The following is a 19,152-nucleotide window of genomic DNA, read 5'->3' on the forward strand; positions in this document are numbered from 1 at the left end:
CGGTTATGGCGCAGCGTGAAGCATGAGGAAGTCTATTTGAAGGCTTACGATACGGTTAAACAAGCGAAACAATCAATTGCTGAATATTTGGATTTTTATAACACGATACGTCCTCATTCAAGTTTGAATAAGGCAACACCAAATGAATTTTATGATCAACATTTACTAAAAGTAATGGCAGCATGATTTAAATATTTAGAGCGGATTTATCACTTATAAAACTGAATTGAGTGGTCTAATTAACGGAACCACCTCAGTCTGGTTGTTTCTGGTTTAAGCCAGATTCTAAAAGCACATGAAGATGGTTTGTCATTACAAGTGGGTGAGGGTGGTCATAAATTATCTGGGGGACAACGGCAGGCGGTTGCCGTGGCACGTGCAATTGCCCAGAATGCTAAAATTTTGGTTTTTGATGAACCGACCAGTGCGATGGATACTCCTCTTGAGAATCATGTGATTCATCATCTAAAACATTATATGACAGCTCAACATACTTTAATTTTGGTCACACATAAACCTACATTACTTACATTGGTTGATCGAATTATTATTTTAGAAGATGGAAAGATTATTGCTGATGGTGATAAGGAAAGTGTAATGAAAGCCATGTTTCCCCAACAAGCTAAAGTTGCAGGAGCTGTATCATGAGCACAGAACACAATAAAACCCAAAGAGAGAAGATGTTTGGGGGCGTAGGTAAAAGTATTGAACAATCAGAAAAAGTTCTGAGTCCAGTGCTAGGGCGTTTAAATTTATTTAAAAAATATCAACCTGCTGATACAAATGACTGGAAAAGTCAGGTACAAGAAGTAACTCAATCACAAAAGCCAATTCAGGCAAGAGTCATCCTTTATGTGATTGTAGTGTTGTTTATCTGTTTAATTATTTGGGCAGGTTTTGCTAAAGTGGATGAAATTACCCGTGGTGAAGGTAAAGTGGTTCCGTCACAACAAATGCAGGTTATCCAATCTGTTGATGGTGGTGTTGTTGAAGAAGTATTGGTTCAGGAAGGTGATCGTGTCAAAAAAGGTGATCTACTTATACGGATTGATCCAACTCGGTTTACTTCAAACTTAAATGAAGTGAATGCTAAAATTTTTGCACTACAAACCAAAGTAAGACGCTTAACTGCTCAGGTCAATGGAACAGCGTACACTTCTGGAAGTGTACCTGACGGGATATCACCAAATGAAGCGGCAATGATTCTGGCGCAAGAAAGCCAGTTCTATTCTGAGAGTATGCGTGAATTAAGCCAGCGAACTGTGACTAATCAGGGTGCAGTAGCTACTCGTCAAGGCGAATCACAGCGTGCACAGGCTGCGTTGGCCCAAGCGGAAAGGGCTTATCAAATGGCCGTCAGGGAGTTGGATACCACTCGCCCCTTAATTAAAACGGGAGCAGTGTCTGAAATGGATATTCTTCGTTTAGAACGTGATGTGTCTAATGCTGACGGAGAACGTCGCCAAGCGGCTGCCAATCTGAGAGCAACGCAATCCTCAATTGGTGAAGCTCAATCTCGTACTTCCGAAGCTGCTGTCAGTTTGAAAAATCAATGGCGTAATGAATTGGCAGATGCTCAGGCACAATTGGTGAGTCTTAAACAAAGTATTTCAGGGGTCGCAGATCGTGTTAAAACCACTGATATTCGCTCACCTGCGAATGGCATTGTGCAAAAGATTTTTTATAATACGATTGGTGGTGTAGTAAAGCCTAGTGATCAGGTCGCAGAGATTGTTCCTTTGGATGGTCAGCTCATTGTTGAAGCAAAAGTTTCTCCAAAAGATATTGCTTTTGTCCGACCAGAATTACCAGCGGTCATTAAGTTTACGGCATACGATTTTTCAATTTATGGGGGAATGGATGCAACAGTCAAACATATTAGCCCTGATACATTTACTGATGAAAAGGGCAATACCTACTATATTGTTCGGGCAGTGACAGATCGCCCAACTTTTGGTAAAAACTTGCCTGTAATTCCAGGAATGATGGTGCAACTGGATATTATGACAGGTAAGAAAACGATTCTGTCTTATCTATTAAAGCCAATTTTAAAAGCAAAGCAAAATGCTTTAACTGAACGTTGAATATAGGTTAGTACTTTGGCGACATAAATTGTCGCCTAAATATCTTAAGTATACAATTTATTAAATAAAGAATAATAATTGATGAGTAGAATAGCGTTATTAGGAATCTTTAATAAAAGCCAGATATATATTTTTTAAAATTAAAGATTAAGTAAATAATTGGGGAAAATAAGAGGCCATTCAATGTTTGAAAGTATTAAGAATAAAGTGAATCAGTTGATCAACCCACAAGGGCAAAATTCATTGGATTCAGAAACCTTGGCTTTAATCAACACAATTGTTGAACCTTTGGCACAGGTGGATGCAGCATTGCCGAATCAGGTTTTAAACTATATTGTAAATGGACAAAATCCTGAGGTTTTAATGACCTTACAACAACAAGCGACAGATAAAGCCTGTGCATTGTTGGGTAGTCCTGGCACTTATGGCTGGTTTTGGCCCTCTTCAGAATTGACTAAAGCTCAGGAAAAATTATGCAAAGCTTCCCAAAACGCACGTTATAAGCTGTATATTAATATTTTTTCAAAACTCAGCAGCGAACAGATTATCCGTTATGGCAAGTTTTTGGAAGCAGCCACTCAACAACGAAATTACTCTCAATTATCCAAACAAAGCCCTGTATGGTTCGGTTACGTTTTGGTCGATGGTTTATTAAGTAGTTTTAACCATCAAAGTTTTGATGATCGCCAGAAAAAGTCACATCGTGATCTCTGGACACTGGCAGTACTCAAACAACTGTATTTATATGAGCCTGAAAATAATATTGAGGGTTTTATTGCAACCTTATTTGAGCGAGATGGGGTTAATAATTATCACCATGATCAGCTTAACGTTTTATTTAAACTTTCCGATAGTGTCGTATTTTTCAATGAACATGCCCAACAGGTTCGGGAGATTTTACCGAAGCTGTCTGCCGCAGCACAGGGGATTTTTTTAGAATTTATTGCTCAACATTCAGACTTATTGCAACAACAAACTGAGCTGATGATTATGCTTGCGCTTAGTTCAAGTAAAACTGTTCGTGAACAGGCAACCGTATTGTTGTCGCAGCTTAATCAGACAGAAAGTCAGCAATATTTGCAACATTTTCTGTTGAATGGTGAGAGCAAACAGCGCAGTTTTGCGGCGGATTTACTGGCGCGTCTGGGTGAGCAAAACCGAGACATTTTGCAACAAGCCGCAGACAGTGAAAAATTAAAATCAGTACAAGTGCTGATTATTGCTGCTTTACAACGGCTTGAGAGCTTGCAGCAGGTGGTTGAGGTTGATTATACCTTACCTGAAATTAAGGCGATTGAAACGCAGGATATTCCAGAAAGTTTTATCCCAATCATTGTGGAAAACTATCAAGCATTACTGGAAAAAGCCAGACTACGTGCTGAGCAAGAAATCGAAGATAATAAAACAGCCTCTTATAAAAGCACTTGGGCGCAAAGTAATTACAAAGACCTGCAAAAACTCAAAATAGAGCAGATCAGCCAGCAGTTGTTCTCCACAATTAATGGCAAGAAAAGAACCCAGATACACGGTGATCATTATAATATCCTGACCCACCAGAATAAGCTGCAAAATCTGCCTGAGTATGGTCTTGAACATGCGCTACGTTTAAGTTATCACGGACGAAACTGGATTAACTGGAATGAACTTTTCAATAGTTTGCTAAAACCACATCATTATGAAAATCTTGAGTTGCGTCAGCTTGAACAGTTGATGAAACAGTTGGGTTTTGAAAAGCCTGCGCGTATGATTGCCGAGAGTTATTTAGAGAACTATTACTATGAAAACTTGAGTAGTTATATTGCAGATGATGACAAGGTTGTTCCATTTTTTATGGAGCATATTGATCTGATTGCTGAAGCGTTGGGTTTATCACCTGATAAAAGTGAATCACGCTACCATGGTTTTGAGCCTTTACATGCAATTGGTGTATTGCAACGTTTCCCACAATTGCCAAAACAGTTTATTCCTCGTTTACTTGAGTTTGCTCTGGGGGATGGAAAACGTTTACGTTTTGATGCTCAGGAAGTATTGAGAAAACTCCCTGATATCCATTTACGTGCGATTGAAGCGCTGGAAAATGGTAAACAGGAAATTCGTATTACCGCGATTGAATGGTTGGCCCGTTTACAGCATCAAGCCGCTGTGCCTGCCTTATATGCGTTGTTGGAAAAAGAGAAAAAAGAAGTTGTTATTGCTGCAATTCTGACAGCTTTGGAGCAATTAGGGGAAGATATCAGTCGTTATCTTTCACCTGAAAATTTGCTGAAAGATGCTGAAAAAGGACTAAAAGGTAAAATTGCCAGTAGCTTTATCTGGTTTGATTTACAGCATTTACCTCAAGCCCAATGGCAGGATGGAACGACAGTTGATCCCAAAATTATTCAGTGGTGGGTAATTTTAGCGGATAAATTAAAAGATCCGATTCCAAATGCCTTGTTACAGCGTTATATGGGGCTGTTGAATGAAAAGAGTCAACAGATATTTTCGCTACATTTACTACAAAGCTTTATTTATCAGGATACACGTAATCCAACTTTAGAAGAGGCGATGGAGATTGCAACTAAAGAAGCACCGAGTCGTTTAGCATCTTATCAAGATTCATTTAAGCGTTGGGGACAAAAGTACCCTGAATTTTATGGGCGTTATGAGCACATCACGTTAGAAGAAGTGCTTGAGGAAATTAAACGTGAACGTCTGGCAATTTATTTAGGCTCTGCCATCAAAAGTAAGGGCATGCTGGCACTCACCTTTAAAACACAGGGCAGTATTGCGGTGAAATTGTTGCAGGATTATATGAAGCAACACTATCAACGTCGTGCGCAAATTGAAGCAATGTTGAGTAGTTTTTCAGTCAGTGATGATCCACTCATGATTCAATTGCTGCTCAGTCTTTCACGTCGTTATCGTACTGCATCAGTTCAAACTCTAGCAAAACAACTGGTTGAGCAAATTGCTGAGCGTAATCAATGGAGCAGTGATGAGTTGGCAGATCGTACCATCCCGACCGCAGGTTTGGATGATGCGGGTGTACTGAGTTTAGAATATGGTTCACGGGTTCTAACTGCTTATGTGGATGATAAAGATAAATTTGTACTGAAAAATGAAGATGGCAAGATCATCAAAAGCCTCCCTGCTGCACGTCAAGGCGATGATGAAAGCTTAATTAAGGAAGCGAAATCATTGTTCAGCAGCAGCAAGAAAGAATTTAAACAGGTGATTGATCTACAGACACAACGTCTATATGAAGCGATGTGTAGTGAACGTGTATGGAGCAGTGCAGACTGGCAAGAATACCTGTTTGCACATCCGATTATGAAGCGTTTGATTCAACGTTTGGTTTGGTTGGAAATTTCTACAGAGGGTGAGATTCTACACAGTTTCCGTCCGAGTGATGATGGCAGTCTGTTAAATCTGGAAGATGATGAAATTGAATTGTCGGCAGATAGCCAGATTAAAATTGCGCATGTGGTTTTGATTAGTGCTGAGGATGCTGAGGCATGGCAAGCGCACTTTAAAGACTATAAAGTGAAGTTTCTGTTTGAACAAATGACACACCAGCTTCCTGTTTTTGAAGCACAGGCTGAAATCATTGAAGATCGTAAAGGTTGGTTAACCGATACCTTTACCTTGCGTGGTGTGATCACTAAGCTGGGCTATCAACGTGCTTCGATTGAAGATGGCGGCTCCTTTGATAGTTACTTTAAGCCATTTAGTCAAATCGGTTTATCTGCGGTGATTCGTTTTAGTGGTAGCTATGTGCCTGAAGAAAATCTTGCAGCCGTTTTATATGACCTGAGTTTTGAGAAAAAAAATGTGCGTTCGTGGCGTGACAGTGGGATGAATCTGGCAGATGTTCCGCCTGTGTTGTTGGCTGAGACCTATGCAGATTATTTAAAAGTTGCTGAGGCATGTTCTGGTTTTGATCCTGAATGGCAGAAGAAAACGCCGTGGTAGAAAATGGTAAAAATATGAATCAACAAGACATTATTAAACTCAGTGCTGAACAACATTTTGCAGAAGAACTGGCAACATTAACTGAGCATGACCATGCACCCAAGCCACAAGGTTGGTTACGTTCACCACGTGCAGTACGCCAATTTATTCTTGGTGATGAAAAACTTGCCATTAGCCGTAAATTTTATGGTGATGATGCCTTGGTAGATCGAGCTATTGTCACTTTATTGGGAAAACAAGGTTTGATGTTAGTGGGCGAGCCTGGTACAGCAAAATCTATGCTTTCTGAGTTGTTAGCAGCTGCGATTAGCGGTGATTCTGGACTGACCATTCAGGGGACAGCGGGTACAACCGAAGACCATTTAAAATACTCATGGAACTATGCCTTATTACTTGCAGAGGGTCCAAATGAAAAATCTTTGGTGCCATCGCCTGTGTATCAAGCCATGCAACAAGGCAAGATTATTCGTTTTGAGGAAATCACCCGTTGTCCACCTGAAATTCAGGACGTGCTGGTTTCACTGATGTCTGAAAAGACCATGATGATTCCTGAGTTAGGTGAGCAAGGTCGTGTTTATGCCAAAGCAGGATTTAATATTATTGCCACTGCCAACTTGCGGGATCGGGGGGTGCATGAGATGTCCTCGGCATTGAAACGTCGTTTTAATTTTGAAACCGTTCGCCCGATTGCTGATCCTGTGTTTGAGCGTGAATTAGTATTGACTCAGTTAAAACGTGAGTTAGGCGATTTATCTGATCAGATTCAAATGTCTGAATCTGTGGTCGATCTACTGGTCACAGTTTTCCAAGAGTTACGCCAAGGCACAACCAAAGATGGTACGTCGATTAAAACGCCTGACGCGGTGATGTCGACAGCGGAAGCGGTGAATATTGCCTATGCTGCTGCTTTAGAGGGCTATTATCTGGGTGATCAATCCTTGAGTGGGGCTGCGATTGCGAGGCAGTTGATTGGCGTGGTGCTCAAAGATAATGCGGATGATGCCAAACGGATGCGTTTTTATATGGATAATGTGGCACGTGAACGGGCGAAACTGGATGCTACTTGGAAAGCTTTTTTTGATGCTGGAAAGACGTTTTGGCAATGACGATACCTCAACGCTTACAACACGCCCTCGCATGGCAAAAGGATTTGGCTGAAAGGGGGATTCATTTTTTACCAATTCGCCATCATAGTCCAGCGTGTGCCTACGCTACTTTACAAGCCTTACAGCAGTTGCAGGCTAGGCATGTGTTGATTGAGGCACCACGTTCGTTTAATCGTTTAATTGCAGATTTACAGCATCCAGAAAGTCAGCCACCATTGGCTGTGTTGTGTCAAACCGAAATCATTGAACAGAATGTTGATGCTGTAAATAGGGAAACCGTTGAGCAGAAACAAACCCGTACGGCCTATTATCCATTTTGTGATTATTCACCTGAATGGGCAGCGCTGCGTTATGCGCCAGAAATTAATGCCCAGGTTGAGTTTATTGATTTGGCATGGAGCAGTCAGGTTGAGCATGAATTACAAACCTTTGCTAAACAAACTTGGCAAAGCCGAAGCTTACAACAAGAACGCTATTTAGGGCATAGCCAGTATTTACAAGCTTTAGCGCATAAGTTGCATTGCCGTAACCATGATGAACTTTGGGATCATCTATTTGAGCTAAAGTCCAAAAAAGAGATGAATGACTGGCAAAACTTTTTTCATGAGGTTCTGGTCTGGTGTGCCATGTCTCGTCTGGACTATGAAGACAGTGTCTTGGAAGCTGATGCCTCTCTGGTTCGTGAACAATGTATGTTGCAGAGCATTTTAGAGTGCTATGAGCATAATAAGGGCACAATCTGTGTTATTACAGGTGGTTTCCACACTTTAGCTCTAATTGAGGAATTAGCTAAACAACTGTTATCTGAAAAACCAAAAAAGATCAAAAAAATAAAATCAGCTGATCAGAATGATCAAGCTTGGCTGATTCGTTATAGTTTTGATCGCCTTGATGCCTTAAATGGTTATGCTTCAGGTATGCCATCGCCCGCTTTTTATCAGCGTTGTTGGCAGCAAATAATGGATGATTCTGCAAATGAAGTTGAACAACGGCAAACCTTAACCGTTGAATTACTTTCTGATTTTTCTAGGCAATTGCGTGAACAGCAGATTTTAGACAGTAGTTTTATTACCGTTAAAAATGCCACTGAACAGGCGATGAGGTTAGCCAGTTTAAGAGAGCATCATCTCATTAGTCGTTTTGACTTGATAGATGCTTGCCAGAGTAGTTTTGTCAAAGGCAGTTTAGACGAGGGACAGCAAGCCTTTCAGCATTTACTGCGCCAGATTTTAAGTGGGGCTCGTTTAGGGCAGGTGGTTCAATCTACTCAAACGCCGCCACTCTTGGCACAAGTTTATGAGTTGGCCAAAATCCATCGTTTTAAACTAGACGAAACCACCAGCAAACGCGCGAAACTGGATGTATTCCGTAATCAAAAACATCGATTGCGCAGTCGATTTTTGCATTTGCTGGAATTTTTACAAGTCGGTTTTGCCAAATCAGTTAGTGGTCCAGATTTCTTGGGCGGTGGACGTTTACATCTATTGTTTGAAGAATGGGACTATGCATGGACTCCGCATGTTGAAGCGCAATTGATTGGATTGTCAGAATTAGGAAGTGATCTCAATACCATCGCAGTACAGAAGTTACTGCAACTCAAAGAGACTTTTTCTCAGTCTGGACAAGGGCGATCTTCTCATCTTGCAGTACAGCTTTTAATTCGTGCAGCATTGATGGGATTACATAAACAAATTCCAATTCTTTTTGCCGAAATTCAACAATATTTACCCAATGATCCTGATCTGGACTCGGTCATTCAATGCGGGCAAAAACTATTAAATTTATGGATAGGTAAGGATTTTTTGGCTTTCCAACAGCAGCCTGAACTAAAAGGGTTGTTAGAACAGGTGATTCCAAGTGCCTTGTTTTTGCTTTCACAATTGGCAACGCCGCCCGCAGATCAACAGCAGCAGATTCTCAATCAAGTGTTGCAGTTACGCAATTTGTCTAAACAGATTCAGCGCGTAGTGGAGGGTGAAGCGGATTGGTTGACACAGTTCTATCAAACCCTGGCGCGTTTACATACTGATTGGCAGAAACTGGATGTGTTGGCAGGTGCAGTGGATGCCTTACGTTTTATTGATGGTGATTTGACCGAACAAAACCTACAACAATCGATTCAGCAGCATTTTTGCATCGGTGCAAGCCCTGAACATGCAGTGGCCTATCTATCTGGCATGATGCACAGCGCCCCTGAATTATTACTGCGTTATCCTGCTATGGCAAAGTTACTTAATCAGCTTTTATTGCAGTGGGATGAAGCTAATTTTGTCGCGATTCTGCCTGATCTACGCCAAGCATTTACCCATTTTAAACCAAAAGAAACCGCAGCTTTTGCGGAACAAATTGCACAGTTGAATGATGTTTCAAGTCTGGATATTTCTCAATATATGAGTGAGGTATCACAGGCTGAAATGTTGCAAGGTGTACAGTTGAATCAACAGCTACAGCAGTTTTTAGTCGATCAAAATTTACAAGGTTGGTTAGCGTAATGGGTGATTCAAATTCTAAAGACCTTGCAGCCCGTTGGCGTTTAATTTTAGGTCGTTATAGTGATCGAGCATTAAATCAGGTACAACTCGATGCAGAACAATTACGCTTGGAACGAACGCTTGATTATTTATACAACCGAGAGTATGAACAGCGCGGACATGTAGCAGGAGAATCACGTCATGGTTCACTTGATGATTCACAACTCACTGCAATTAACTGGCTCAATCAGGCACGCAAACTATTTCCACAAAGTACCTTTGAGCGTCTACAGACCCAGGCAGTTGAGCGGTATCAGTTAGATGCCTTGCTTAAAGACCCACAAAGTTTAAAAAGTCTGGAACCAACACCGCAATTGGCAAAAGCTTTATTGACCATGCGTGGGCGAATGAATGCACAAACCCGAGAGGCTGTTCGAGAGATCATTAAAACGGTGGTAGAGCAGATTATTGCACGCTTAAAACCGAATTTTATCAATGCGATTCATGGTCGTCGTAACCGCTTTCGTCGTTCATTGATTGCCAATAGTCAGAATTTTGACTGGCGGCGTACCATTCGGGAAAATCTAAAACATTATAACCATGATCTAAATAAGTTGATTATTCAACAGCCATTCTTCAATGCACGGGTACAGCGTCATTTACCCTGGACGGTGGTGTTATGTGTGGATCAAAGTGGTTCGATGATGAACTCGGTGATGTATAGCGCGATTTGTGCCAGTATTTTGGCGAGTTTACCTGCTGTTAAAGTTCATCTCGTATTATTTGATACCAATATCGTGGATTTGTCGCATATGGCGCATGACCCTGTTGAGGTATTGCTCACGGTACAGTTGGGCGGCGGAACAGACATTGCCAAAGCAGTGAATTATTGTGAACGTTTTGTGACTCAACCCAATCGAACCATTTTTACTTTGATTAGTGATTTTGAAGAGGGCGGTTCAGTGGCGCATTTGCTTAATGCGATCAGTCGCTTGCAAAGCCAGCAGGTAAAATTATTGGGCTTGGCGGCTCTGGATGAACAGGCCAATCCAGTCTATGACATTCAGATGGCGCAAAAACTCAATGAACGAGGTATGGCTGTGGCAGCTTTAACCCCTGAACATTTTGCAGAATGGATGGCAGAGGTGATGCAATGAGCTGGCAACAACAATATTTGGCTTATGATCAAGACAGTCTTGCCACCTATGCCAATGCGGGGCTGGTACGCCGTGCCTTAAAGGATATTGAAGCGCAAAAGGTTACGGTACAGGCTGAGCAGCCTGAACAGATCACGATTGAGAGTGATGGTCAACAAGTTTGTTTATCGGCTACAGGTTTAGTCAACGCATCATGTACTTGTCCTGCAATAGGTGTATGTAAGCATATCGTTGCCGCAGTGCTGTATTTACAACAACATTTGCAAAACCCAGTTCAACAACAGATCGAAAATCAGACACAAGATACACCTGAATTGGTTGAGATTTCGGTTGTTGCATCTAGCGAACAGCCTCAAGTAAGTTTAAATAAACCCAATCTTATTGAAGAGATTCTTGTATTTGATTTAAATCAACTTGCCAAAAAAATAGGCAAAGCTCAAACCCAAAAAGCGATTAAATTGGCTCGCCTTTGGCAGCAAGAGCAACAAACGGAACTATTAGAAGAACAGTATCGCTTAAAGATTCAGATCAAAAGTCTGGCTGAGGACATCATTTATGTTGCAGGAGCTGGTTTTGCAGGCATGCTGTCTAATCTGGAAAAAGATCAATCAGCCTATTATCTAGCCGCTTTAAGTGAAGTTCAGCGTCTGCAAGGAAAATTGTGGGCTGAACTGGAATTGCGTGAAGCAGAGAACCCTGCAATTTTAAGCGAGAGTGAACGTCAGTTTATTTTTCAATTAAAAGATGATCTGGCACAGTTGCTTGAATTTGGCCTATCCCATGTCAATGAAATCACGGCACGGCAACTGCATTTACTCAATATGTCGGCACGAAGTGAATCACTGCCACGGCTGGCGGCAATGCTAAGGCAACTCAGTGGACAGGTAAATCGGCTATTAAATCGTGACGAGCACAGTTCAGAACAGGATACACTGCTATATCTAGCGCAGATGAATGCTTATCTCTATCAACTTCAACATGTGCAGGGTGAGCAATTATTAAAATTAAGAGGAAAGCTTCGTCAGCAGTATCAGCTTGATGAAGAACAAGCTGATTTGCAGCTTTTACCTTTAGGCGCACGTTGGTGGCGGACGCTTGGGGGAGCACGTGGGATGAGCCTGTATTTTTCAGAATTGGAAAATCCTAAAACTTTTGAAGTCACTTTGGCGCGTGCTGAACATAATGATCCAAACTTTAACCGTTACAATGCATGGTCTCAGCAGAGTGTCTGGATGTTAACTGCTCAACAACTGATGCAGAAAAAAGTACGTTTACAACAGCCTCGGTTTGGTGAAGATGGACGGTTATCTGCCTCAGGGACAAGTCGTGCCTTGCCTTTAAATAGCCTAAGTAAGATTGATGATTTTAGTCTTTACCAACAAATCGGATTCAATGATTGGCAGACATTACAGCAGCATTGGCAGCAACAGTTACAGACTATAGACGGAATTAATCAAACGATACTTCTTAATATCTCTGCTTATGACAGCCCAAAAGTAGATGAGATTGAACAATGCTTATGGTGGACGGTTTATGACCAAAACCGATCAACATTGCATATGCGTTTGGACTGGAAAACACAAGACTTAGAGAAAATTCGTCAGCTTGAACGCTTATGTACCCAAATGGTACAGGTCCATTCTATTTTTGGATACTGCCAAATTAAAGGGCATCAATTGGTTCTATCACCGATGAGTTTATTGATCACTCAAAATGGCAAGACTCGACTGTTTAACCTTGATTTTGACCAATTGGCTGAACCAAAAAAAACTTTAAAAGAAAGTATCGTTGGACGTATTGAGCAACTGTTAGCGAAGAAAAAACAGCAGCAAGCTAAATTTGCTTCAACTCAAATTAGCTTGAGCCAGAAAGTGTGTGAACCGATTTTGGAGGTATTGCTCAGTCTTAGTTGTTCAGGGCGTATGTTGCTGAGTGCTTCGCAGGTTGAAATACTACAGCAGCAACGACAGTTGGCACAGGATGCGGGAATGAGCCTTTTAGTTAGACAAATCAACTTAATTTTGGATACTTCTCAACTAAATTCAGCGCTGCTTTTACATTTGGTCTATGTGTGTGACTTGGTTTTAAGAATGCAGGTTTTTTTGCCAATACAATTAAATATTGATAATAAAGTATTAATTTAAACTGCATTTTTTTGCACAAAATGACATTTTTTGTCAAATGTCTGACAAAAAAACATTTACTTGCTTAAAAAACAGGCTAAAATACCTAACATGAAATAGCATTATAAGACGTCAGTTTCATGTATTTATATAATTAAAATGAGTGTTTTGAAGTGCGAATGGTTTTTATAAATAGACGATTCGAGAGGATATAAATTTATCGACTTTATAAAAATACTCAGAATTTGCTAAACAATTGTAGAGGGAAAAACGATGTTGGAATCTAAAAATCTAATTGTGCTTGACCAAATGCTTGTCCTAACCAAAGAGGGAAAAAATGACTTGGTCTATGAAAATGATACCCTACTCAAGGTAAAAATGATTTCGAATCAACATATCGTAGTAGAGGATGATCAACAGACCAGTTTCCTGCTCAAACAACGGGATGAAAATATAGTTTGGTCATTTGTATAAATAACAAAAGCGCAGGCACCTGAATATAATCATCAGGTGTTTGCCATGTACATCGGCTAAAATTATTGTTTAAGCTGCATCAATATCGGGCAGCAATCAGTTTCTGTCGTTTTACACTCATCTAGCCAGCTTGAAAGTCTTTGTTTCAGCCCCTGTAATTCCTGAATCCGCTCATCTATCTTGTTTAAGCGTTGTTCAATCACATGCATTACCTGAATACGGTCTTCCAGATTTAAGGTAAGTAATTCCTTGATTTCATTGAGTTGTAGGCCAGCGTCTTTGGCTTTCTGAATAAAGCTTAAGGTTTCCACATCCTGTTCATGATAGTAACGATAACTTTGTGTGCGCTCAGGTATACGCATTAAACCTATACGCTGATAATAACGAATGGTTTCGACGTTGATGTTGCAGGACTTTGCCAGTTTACCAATGGTCACGTTCATGTGCCTGTTCCTTAAAAAATAGCCTGAAAAAATGCTTGACTCTGTACTTGGGTACAGACTTTATCCTATAACCATCAAAAAATAAAAGATAGGTGTAGTGATGATTCAGCAACAAGCTTCATCATGCTGTTCAGGTCAGAAAACAGCAATTGTTTATGAATATACTGATCCTGTATGTGGAATGCAGGTGGCTGAAACGTCGAAGCATTATTTTGATTATCAGGATATTCGCTATTTATTTTGCTCAGCAGGCTGTCAGCAAAAGTTTAGTACGCAGCCTGAAAATTATCTAAGCCTTAAAGAAGAGCCGCAGGCGGCTTCATCCTGTTGTTCCAAAGAAAAGCCAGTTAAGCAAACGTCGTGTTGTGGTGGAACTGAATTGGAACATAAAGATGAGCCTGTCAAAAGTTCATCCTGTTGTGCACCAAAACCGACTAAGCAAAAAAGTAGTTCATGTTGCGGTGATAAACCAGAAGTGTCATCTGTTAAAGAAGAAGTAAAAAATTCCTCATGTTGTAGTGAATGGCAGCATCAACACCAGTATGAAGCAGATAATCTTCAAACCGAGATTGACCCTGTGTGTGGGATGTCAGTCAAAACTACAACTGATTTAAAAACAGAATATCAGGGGAAAACCTATTATTTCTGTAATCCATCCTGTCTGGATAAATTTAAACATGACCCTGAATTTTATTTAACTCCCGCTGATCAGCGTCCAGTTCCCGAGGGAGCAATGGATATGGATTATACCTGTCCGATGGATCCTGAGATTGTACAAAAAGGGCCTGGCACCTGTTCGATTTGTGGTATGGCACTTGAACCGATGCAACCCACTTTGGATGAGGGACCAAACCCTGAACTGGTGGATTTTAGCAAGCGTTTCTGGACAACCTTGCCACTTAGTTTATTGGTGATGATTCTAGCCATGGGGTCACATATTCATGCTTTTATTTCGCCACATGTTCAGCCGTGGATTGAACTTCTTTTAAGTTTGCCTGTGGTGTTATGGGCGGGTTATCCCATTTTACAACGTTGTTGGGTATCCTATAAAACAGGCCATTTGAATATGTGGAGTTTGATCGGGGTTGGGGTACTTGCAGCATTTATTTATAGTGTGATTGCAACCATTTTCCCATCACTCATTCCAGTTGAGGCGAAAACAGGGCATGGTGTAGCTGTTTATTATGAAGCAGCCTGTATGATTGTTTCGCTGAGTTTGTTGGGACAAATTTTCGAGCTTAAAGCGCGTTCACAGACTGCAAACTCGTTAAAAGCATTATTAAGTTTACAACCAGCGAAAGCCAAACTTGTTCAAGATGATCAAGTTAAAGAAGTCGATATTGCTATGATTCAACAAGGTGATATTCTGCAAATTTCATCGGGTGAACAGATTCCCCTTGATGGCGTGGTGGTGGAGGGAAAAACCTATGTCGATGAATCCATGATGACGGGTGAGCCAGTTCCTGTGAAAAAGGAAAAAGATGATCTAGTGATTGGTGGAACCATTAATCAACAAGGTTCGATTCGCATTCAAACCACTGCGGTGGGGACCAATACCACATTGGCAAAAATGATTCAGACGGTTGCCGATGCACAGCGTTCCAAAGCACCATTACAACGGATTGCCGATGTGGTGGCGAAATATTTCGTGATTGCGGTACTCAGTATCAGTGTTCTGACTTTTATTGCATGGATGGTTTTCGGTCAGGCACAGTTTGATCTGGCGTTGATGTGTGCGGTTGCGGTGCTGATCATTGCCTGTCCATGCGCACTAGGACTGGCAACACCAATGTCCGTGATGGCGACCACAGGCCGTACGGCGCAGAAAGGGGTGTTGTTTAAAGATGCCGAAGCGATTGAAGCATTAAGCAAGGTCAATACCCTGATTATTGATAAGACGGGAACACTGATCTGGACTGGCGAATCCATTTATGTAGCAGATTGGCATTGATCTGATGTTGCATTGCCACCTTGGCCACCGATGTGTCTGCTGCAGGCAAAGCTCGACCAGGTGCTGTTTAAAATCAGTTGCGAAGATTCTGCGGGTTCTTTCTGTCGTTTGTTCAGTGTCTATAAAAGTGTCTAAGGCCATAAACATAATGTCCATTTAATAAATAATGGACACTATCGGGATATTGAGAAAATAAGAAAAGTGGGGTTCAGCGGACGCTTACCGCTGAACCCCATGGCTATTTTTTAATTTTGTTCGGATTATCAATAACATAAGCGGGCATCGCTTGCTGAGTTAGGGTGTCACACTGATCACGGACCCATTTGCCACGTACATGCTGTTCCTTATAGAACGGTGCTGGTCTGAAATTCAGTTTTTCACTGATATCTTCGCCGACGTTTAAATTCAGCAGTATATGTTCTTCGTTTTTTCGCAAGAGATGCGATGGATGTCTGGTTATTTGTAGCCATAAATTTAAGTCCCCACTTATTTTTAAGTGCGGACTAAATTAAGGCTTATAGGACGAATTCATAAGGTGTGTTCAGCGGACGCTTACCTATTTTTTCAAAAATGAAAGCTCAAAAATTACCCGAAGAATGTGATAAAGAATGTATTTATTCAACTTTTATAGAGTCTTTTAAATGCCATATTTTAACCAAATGTTCAATTCAAATGATTGAATAAAGAAACTTTTCAAGTGTTATTTATTTATAAGTATATTGATTTCGTATATTTATGACATTTTAGACAGAATTTTTTGCAAAAACGTCACGTTATAATTTGTATTTATTTTCTACAATATAACAGTTCTACAAATCAGCTAAATAGCGAAGTTGTAAAACACAAGTGGAGAAAATGAGTAACTATAGCTGAATACGTAATTTATCATTACATCTAAAACCATAGGAAATCAGGTTTTACAGATGTTTCCATGTACTAATATTTTTAGAATTTAGCTATAAGGTCATCATTCATAACAGTTTAATACGATTTATATGATGTTTACTTATTCATAATAAAGAGAGTATAAAGCTTTCTTTAAGAAGATTTGTTATAAATGGAATGATAGAAAAATCAGATTTCATGGTTTTTCTAACAGGTAAATTGTAGACATTTCATGGAATCTTAGAGTTATTCGATATAACTCAATGTAGAAAGCATAGGAAATAAGTAATGCCTAAAAAATATGCGCGTTTTTTACCTACAGCCGATTCATTTAACTTGGAAGACTTCCCTTTTTACTGGATTTCTCAAGTAAATGCCCAGTATGTTCAAAACATTGACAACGTACTTAAAAAGTATGGTTTAGATAACTCTCGCCGCCGCATTCTCATTGCATTACATGTAAAACCTCATGCCAGTGTGTCTGAGCTTTCAGATATGGTCATTTCTAAAATGTCGACGACAACAAAAATTGTTTACCGCTTAAAGGATGAGGGATTTATTGAGACTTATTCCTGTAAAGAAGATGGTCGAATTACCCGCGTTTATTTAACCGAAAAAGGTCAGGAAATGATCACCAAGGTCAATGACCTCACTTCCGTTATTCTTGAGCAATCCTTTGATGGTCTGACACCATTACAGATTGAGAAAACCATGGAAATTCTCAAACATATGTTTAAGAACTTGGCGCGCTAATTTCCTATAAAAAGAGCTTCAATAATGAAGCCTTTTTTATTTTAGGTATAGAGAACTTATATCAATCAAATATACTGAATTCTGGAGTAATGTTTTCTATGGTCATAGGTCAACGTTTTACGCAGTTCTGCAGGTAAATATTTCAGAGCTTCAGTTAAAGCCTTGCGCACTGATTCTGCCTTTGCATCAGGTAATGTTACCAAGATACAGAGCCGTGTATTTCGTTTAATAAGTGTTGCTATCGAAATTTTATTGTCTTTAACTTTAATTAAATTAGCTTCCCAATGACCTGGTATTTTTCTTTCTTCAACTTCAGTTGGGCGCTCATGAATAGTTTTAATATCCTGTAATATAGAATCTTTAGATCGTACCAGGATGTCTTTTAATGAGTTCAGCAAATTTTCTGGCTGAAAAGCTTTCTTTTCTTGACTCAAGCATTAATGCAGTACGATCTTCAAAGTTAAGATGATGGTATGACAATTTTATATACTCCATAAACCCTTTAAATTAATTAGGTGGTTTATGTCGCACTTCAAGTTTTACTCTGCCTATATTGATTTTAAAAATAAAATGCTCCAGAGGTGCCGCTGCATGGTCGTTACCCTGAACCCGATGAGTTCAAGGTGGAGGTGACGTATACTTAATGGGTTTCCTACTCGAGGCAGGCATACACTCAAAATACACAGAACACATCCATAAATTTAAGTATCGGCAGGGGACTGGACGTACTGGCGAACACCCTAGAGACAGTTTTAGTATAACCGATCTTTACACGATGACAATCGCTACTTGTAAAGATAATTATTAATTGATGGGGCTTTGTGCAAATAATCTTAACATTTAGGTATTTTTCTACACAGTCTGTTCCACATCTTCCAAAATGGTCTGGAGCAGGTGTTCACAATGGGCATATTCCTGTAAAGACTTATTCAGGCTAAACACTTCCTGAGCCATTTGCAGGGCCACCATAATCACAAGTTTGTTATGTTCTACACGAGGAGCATTACGGCGCATGTCATGAAACTTTTGGTTCAGTAGTTCAGCTGCACGCTCTAATTCTTCACGTTTATCTTCAGTCGTGTTTAAACGGAAAGTCTGTTCAATTAAACGAAGTTCTACTGTCACTTGTTCACTCATGATCAGTTTTCCTCTTGTAGTTCAGCATTTGGATGGGCGAGTTGCTGAATCTCTTGTGCATGTTGATCCTCGGCTGTACCAAGAACGGCTAGGCGCTGGATAATCGCCTCAACTTTAGACTTTGCTAACTCATTTTTCTGCAACAAACGATCACGGTCCTGTTGCAAGTCCTGAATTTCCTGTTGGCTATGACGTTGCTGTGCCTGTAGTTTTTCCTTGATGACACGTAGATCATTACGTTCCGCCAGAATTTCCTGAAAGCGATTTTTAAGATCAGTGGTACTTTTCTCTAAACGTCCATAACGTTCAGCCAAAGTTGTTGCATCAGTATTCAGTTGTTTAAATTGATCTTGTAACTGAGTCAGTTGTTCAGTTAAGTTATCAACTTCTTCCTGCTTTTGCGTGATGATGCTATTTTTCTGCACAACTTGTGCATGATGATCAGTTTCAGCTAAAGCTTTAGCCTCAGTGAGCGAAGTGTTTTCTCGCTCTAAATGATGTAAACGTGTTTTTAAAACACCAATATGCGCTTGTAGACGCTGTAATTGTTCTAACATAACGAGGTCGCACAGAGTTGCAATCAAAGGTAATATATACAGCAGTATAGAGATTGG

Annotated in this window: 13 protein-coding genes, 1 other RNA gene and 2 pseudogenes; 11 read left to right on the forward strand and 5 right to left on the reverse strand. The window is 40.3% G+C overall.

Translation table 11 applies throughout. The annotated features are described in order from the left end of the window. The 9 genes from F973_RS01550 to F973_RS01590 all read left to right on the forward strand — a co-directional run. The coding region (locus F973_RS01550) for an integrase core domain-containing protein (protein ID WP_004759567.1) at positions 1-186 on the forward strand (186 nt) is incomplete at its 5' end. Between the two features lie 120 nt (positions 187-306). Beyond that, positions 307-648 (forward strand): ATP-binding cassette domain-containing protein, encoded by a 342-nt coding sequence (locus tag F973_RS01555; RefSeq protein ID WP_034432118.1) that lies wholly within the window; start codon positions 307-309, stop codon positions 646-648. Beyond that, on the forward strand, positions 645-2,084 hold the full coding sequence (locus tag F973_RS01560; protein ID WP_004759570.1) for an HlyD family type I secretion periplasmic adaptor subunit: 1,440 nt from the start codon (positions 645-647) through the stop codon (positions 2,082-2,084). The genes F973_RS01555 and F973_RS01560 overlap by 4 nt, the downstream gene beginning before the upstream one ends. 183 nt (positions 2,085-2,267) lie before the next feature. Then, a complete protein-coding gene (locus F973_RS01565; RefSeq protein ID WP_004759573.1) occupies positions 2,268-6,038 on the forward strand; it encodes a DUF4132 domain-containing protein in 3,771 nt (1,256 codons plus the stop codon). Between the two features lie 14 nt (positions 6,039-6,052). Further along, positions 6,053-7,144: an ATP-binding protein gene (locus F973_RS01570; RefSeq protein ID WP_034432174.1), complete on the forward strand. Its 1,092-nt coding sequence runs from the start codon at positions 6,053-6,055 to the stop codon at positions 7,142-7,144. Next, on the forward strand, positions 7,141-9,636 hold the full coding sequence (locus F973_RS01575; RefSeq protein ID WP_004759577.1) for a DUF5682 family protein: 2,496 nt from the start codon (positions 7,141-7,143) through the stop codon (positions 9,634-9,636). The genes F973_RS01570 and F973_RS01575 overlap by 4 nt, the downstream gene beginning before the upstream one ends. Then, positions 9,636-10,772, forward strand: coding sequence for a VWA domain-containing protein (locus F973_RS01580; protein ID WP_004759578.1), 1,137 nt, complete (start codon positions 9,636-9,638; stop codon positions 10,770-10,772). Before F973_RS01575 ends, F973_RS01580 begins: the two co-directional genes overlap by 1 nt. Continuing rightward, complete coding sequence (locus F973_RS01585; protein WP_004759580.1) at positions 10,769-12,916, forward strand: SWIM zinc finger family protein; 2,148 nt, start codon at positions 10,769-10,771, stop codon at positions 12,914-12,916. Before F973_RS01580 ends, F973_RS01585 begins: the two co-directional genes overlap by 4 nt. A 252-nt stretch (positions 12,917-13,168) precedes the next feature. After that, positions 13,169-13,369 carry a hypothetical protein gene (locus F973_RS01590; RefSeq protein WP_004759583.1) on the forward strand — a complete coding sequence of 67 codons (201 nt, stop codon included), beginning with the start codon at positions 13,169-13,171 and terminating at the stop codon, positions 13,367-13,369. 62 nt (positions 13,370-13,431) lie between these two features. Here F973_RS01590 and F973_RS01595 read toward each other — a convergent pair whose 3' ends face one another. Beyond that, positions 13,432-13,812, reverse strand: a complete 381-nt coding sequence (locus F973_RS01595) for a MerR family transcriptional regulator (protein WP_004759584.1) — start codon at positions 13,810-13,812, stop codon at positions 13,432-13,434. A gap of 100 nt (positions 13,813-13,912) precedes the next feature. On the opposite strand from F973_RS01595, the pseudogene F973_RS01600 reads away from it, so the two are divergent. Together F973_RS01600 and F973_RS01610 are read left to right on the forward strand one after the other, a co-directional pair. Then, positions 13,913-15,721 (forward strand): annotated as a pseudogene (locus F973_RS01600) (HAD-IC family P-type ATPase); the annotation flags it as partial. Positions 15,722-16,936: 1,215 nt separating this feature from the next. Then, complete coding sequence (locus F973_RS01610) at positions 16,937-17,401, forward strand: MarR family winged helix-turn-helix transcriptional regulator (RefSeq protein WP_004678105.1); 465 nt, start codon at positions 16,937-16,939, stop codon at positions 17,399-17,401. An 83-nt stretch (positions 17,402-17,484) separates the two neighbouring features. On the opposite strand, the pseudogene F973_RS01615 reads toward F973_RS01610, so the two are convergent. The 4 genes and pseudogenes from F973_RS01615 to F973_RS01625 all read right to left on the reverse strand — a co-directional run. Beyond that, positions 17,485-17,763: pseudogene (locus tag F973_RS01615) on the reverse strand (IS30 family transposase); the annotation flags it as partial. 206 nt (positions 17,764-17,969) lie between these two features. Further along, a non-coding RNA gene (gene ssrS / locus F973_RS14345) (6S RNA) lies at positions 17,970-18,151 on the reverse strand. A 102-nt stretch (positions 18,152-18,253) separates the two neighbouring features. Further along, the gene (locus F973_RS01620; RefSeq protein WP_004678103.1) at positions 18,254-18,538 is read right to left on the reverse strand and encodes a cell division protein ZapA; all 285 of its coding nucleotides are present in this window, start codon (positions 18,536-18,538) and stop codon (positions 18,254-18,256) included. 2 nt (positions 18,539-18,540) lie between these two features. Further along, the gene (locus F973_RS01625) at positions 18,541-19,095 is read right to left on the reverse strand and encodes a hypothetical protein (protein WP_004678101.1); all 555 of its coding nucleotides are present in this window, start codon (positions 19,093-19,095) and stop codon (positions 18,541-18,543) included. Positions 19,096-19,152 lie beyond the last annotated feature (57 nt).

The sequence above is a fragment of the Acinetobacter sp. CIP 102129 genome, assembly GCF_000368305.1.
Lineage (GTDB): Bacteria > Pseudomonadota > Gammaproteobacteria > Pseudomonadales > Moraxellaceae > Acinetobacter > Acinetobacter parvus.

Excerpts from the sequence above, each read along its gene's own strand:
- F973_RS01560 (WP_004759570.1), top strand. The coding sequence starts at position 645 with ATGAGCACAGAACACAATAAAACCCAAAGAGAGAAGATGTTTGGGGGC.
- F973_RS01565 (WP_004759573.1), top strand. The coding sequence starts at position 2,268 with ATGTTTGAAAGTATTAAGAATAAAGTGAATCAGTTGATCAACCCACAA.
- F973_RS01570 (WP_034432174.1), top strand. The coding sequence starts at position 6,053 with ATGAATCAACAAGACATTATTAAACTCAGTGCTGAACAACATTTTGCA.
- F973_RS01575 (WP_004759577.1), top strand. The coding sequence starts at position 7,141 with ATGACGATACCTCAACGCTTACAACACGCCCTCGCATGGCAAAAGGAT.
- F973_RS01580 (WP_004759578.1), top strand. The coding sequence starts at position 9,636 with ATGGGTGATTCAAATTCTAAAGACCTTGCAGCCCGTTGGCGTTTAATT.
- F973_RS01585 (WP_004759580.1), top strand. The coding sequence starts at position 10,769 with ATGAGCTGGCAACAACAATATTTGGCTTATGATCAAGACAGTCTTGCC.
- F973_RS01590 (WP_004759583.1), top strand. The coding sequence starts at position 13,169 with ATGTTGGAATCTAAAAATCTAATTGTGCTTGACCAAATGCTTGTCCTA.
- F973_RS01595 (WP_004759584.1), bottom strand. The coding sequence starts at position 13,812 with ATGAACGTGACCATTGGTAAACTGGCAAAGTCCTGCAACATCAACGTC.
- F973_RS01610 (WP_004678105.1), top strand. The coding sequence starts at position 16,937 with ATGCCTAAAAAATATGCGCGTTTTTTACCTACAGCCGATTCATTTAAC.
- F973_RS01620 (WP_004678103.1), bottom strand. The coding sequence starts at position 18,538 with ATGAGTGAACAAGTGACAGTAGAACTTCGTTTAATTGAACAGACTTTC.
- F973_RS01625 (WP_004678101.1), bottom strand. The coding sequence starts at position 19,095 with ATGTTAGAACAATTACAGCGTCTACAAGCGCATATTGGTGTTTTAAAA.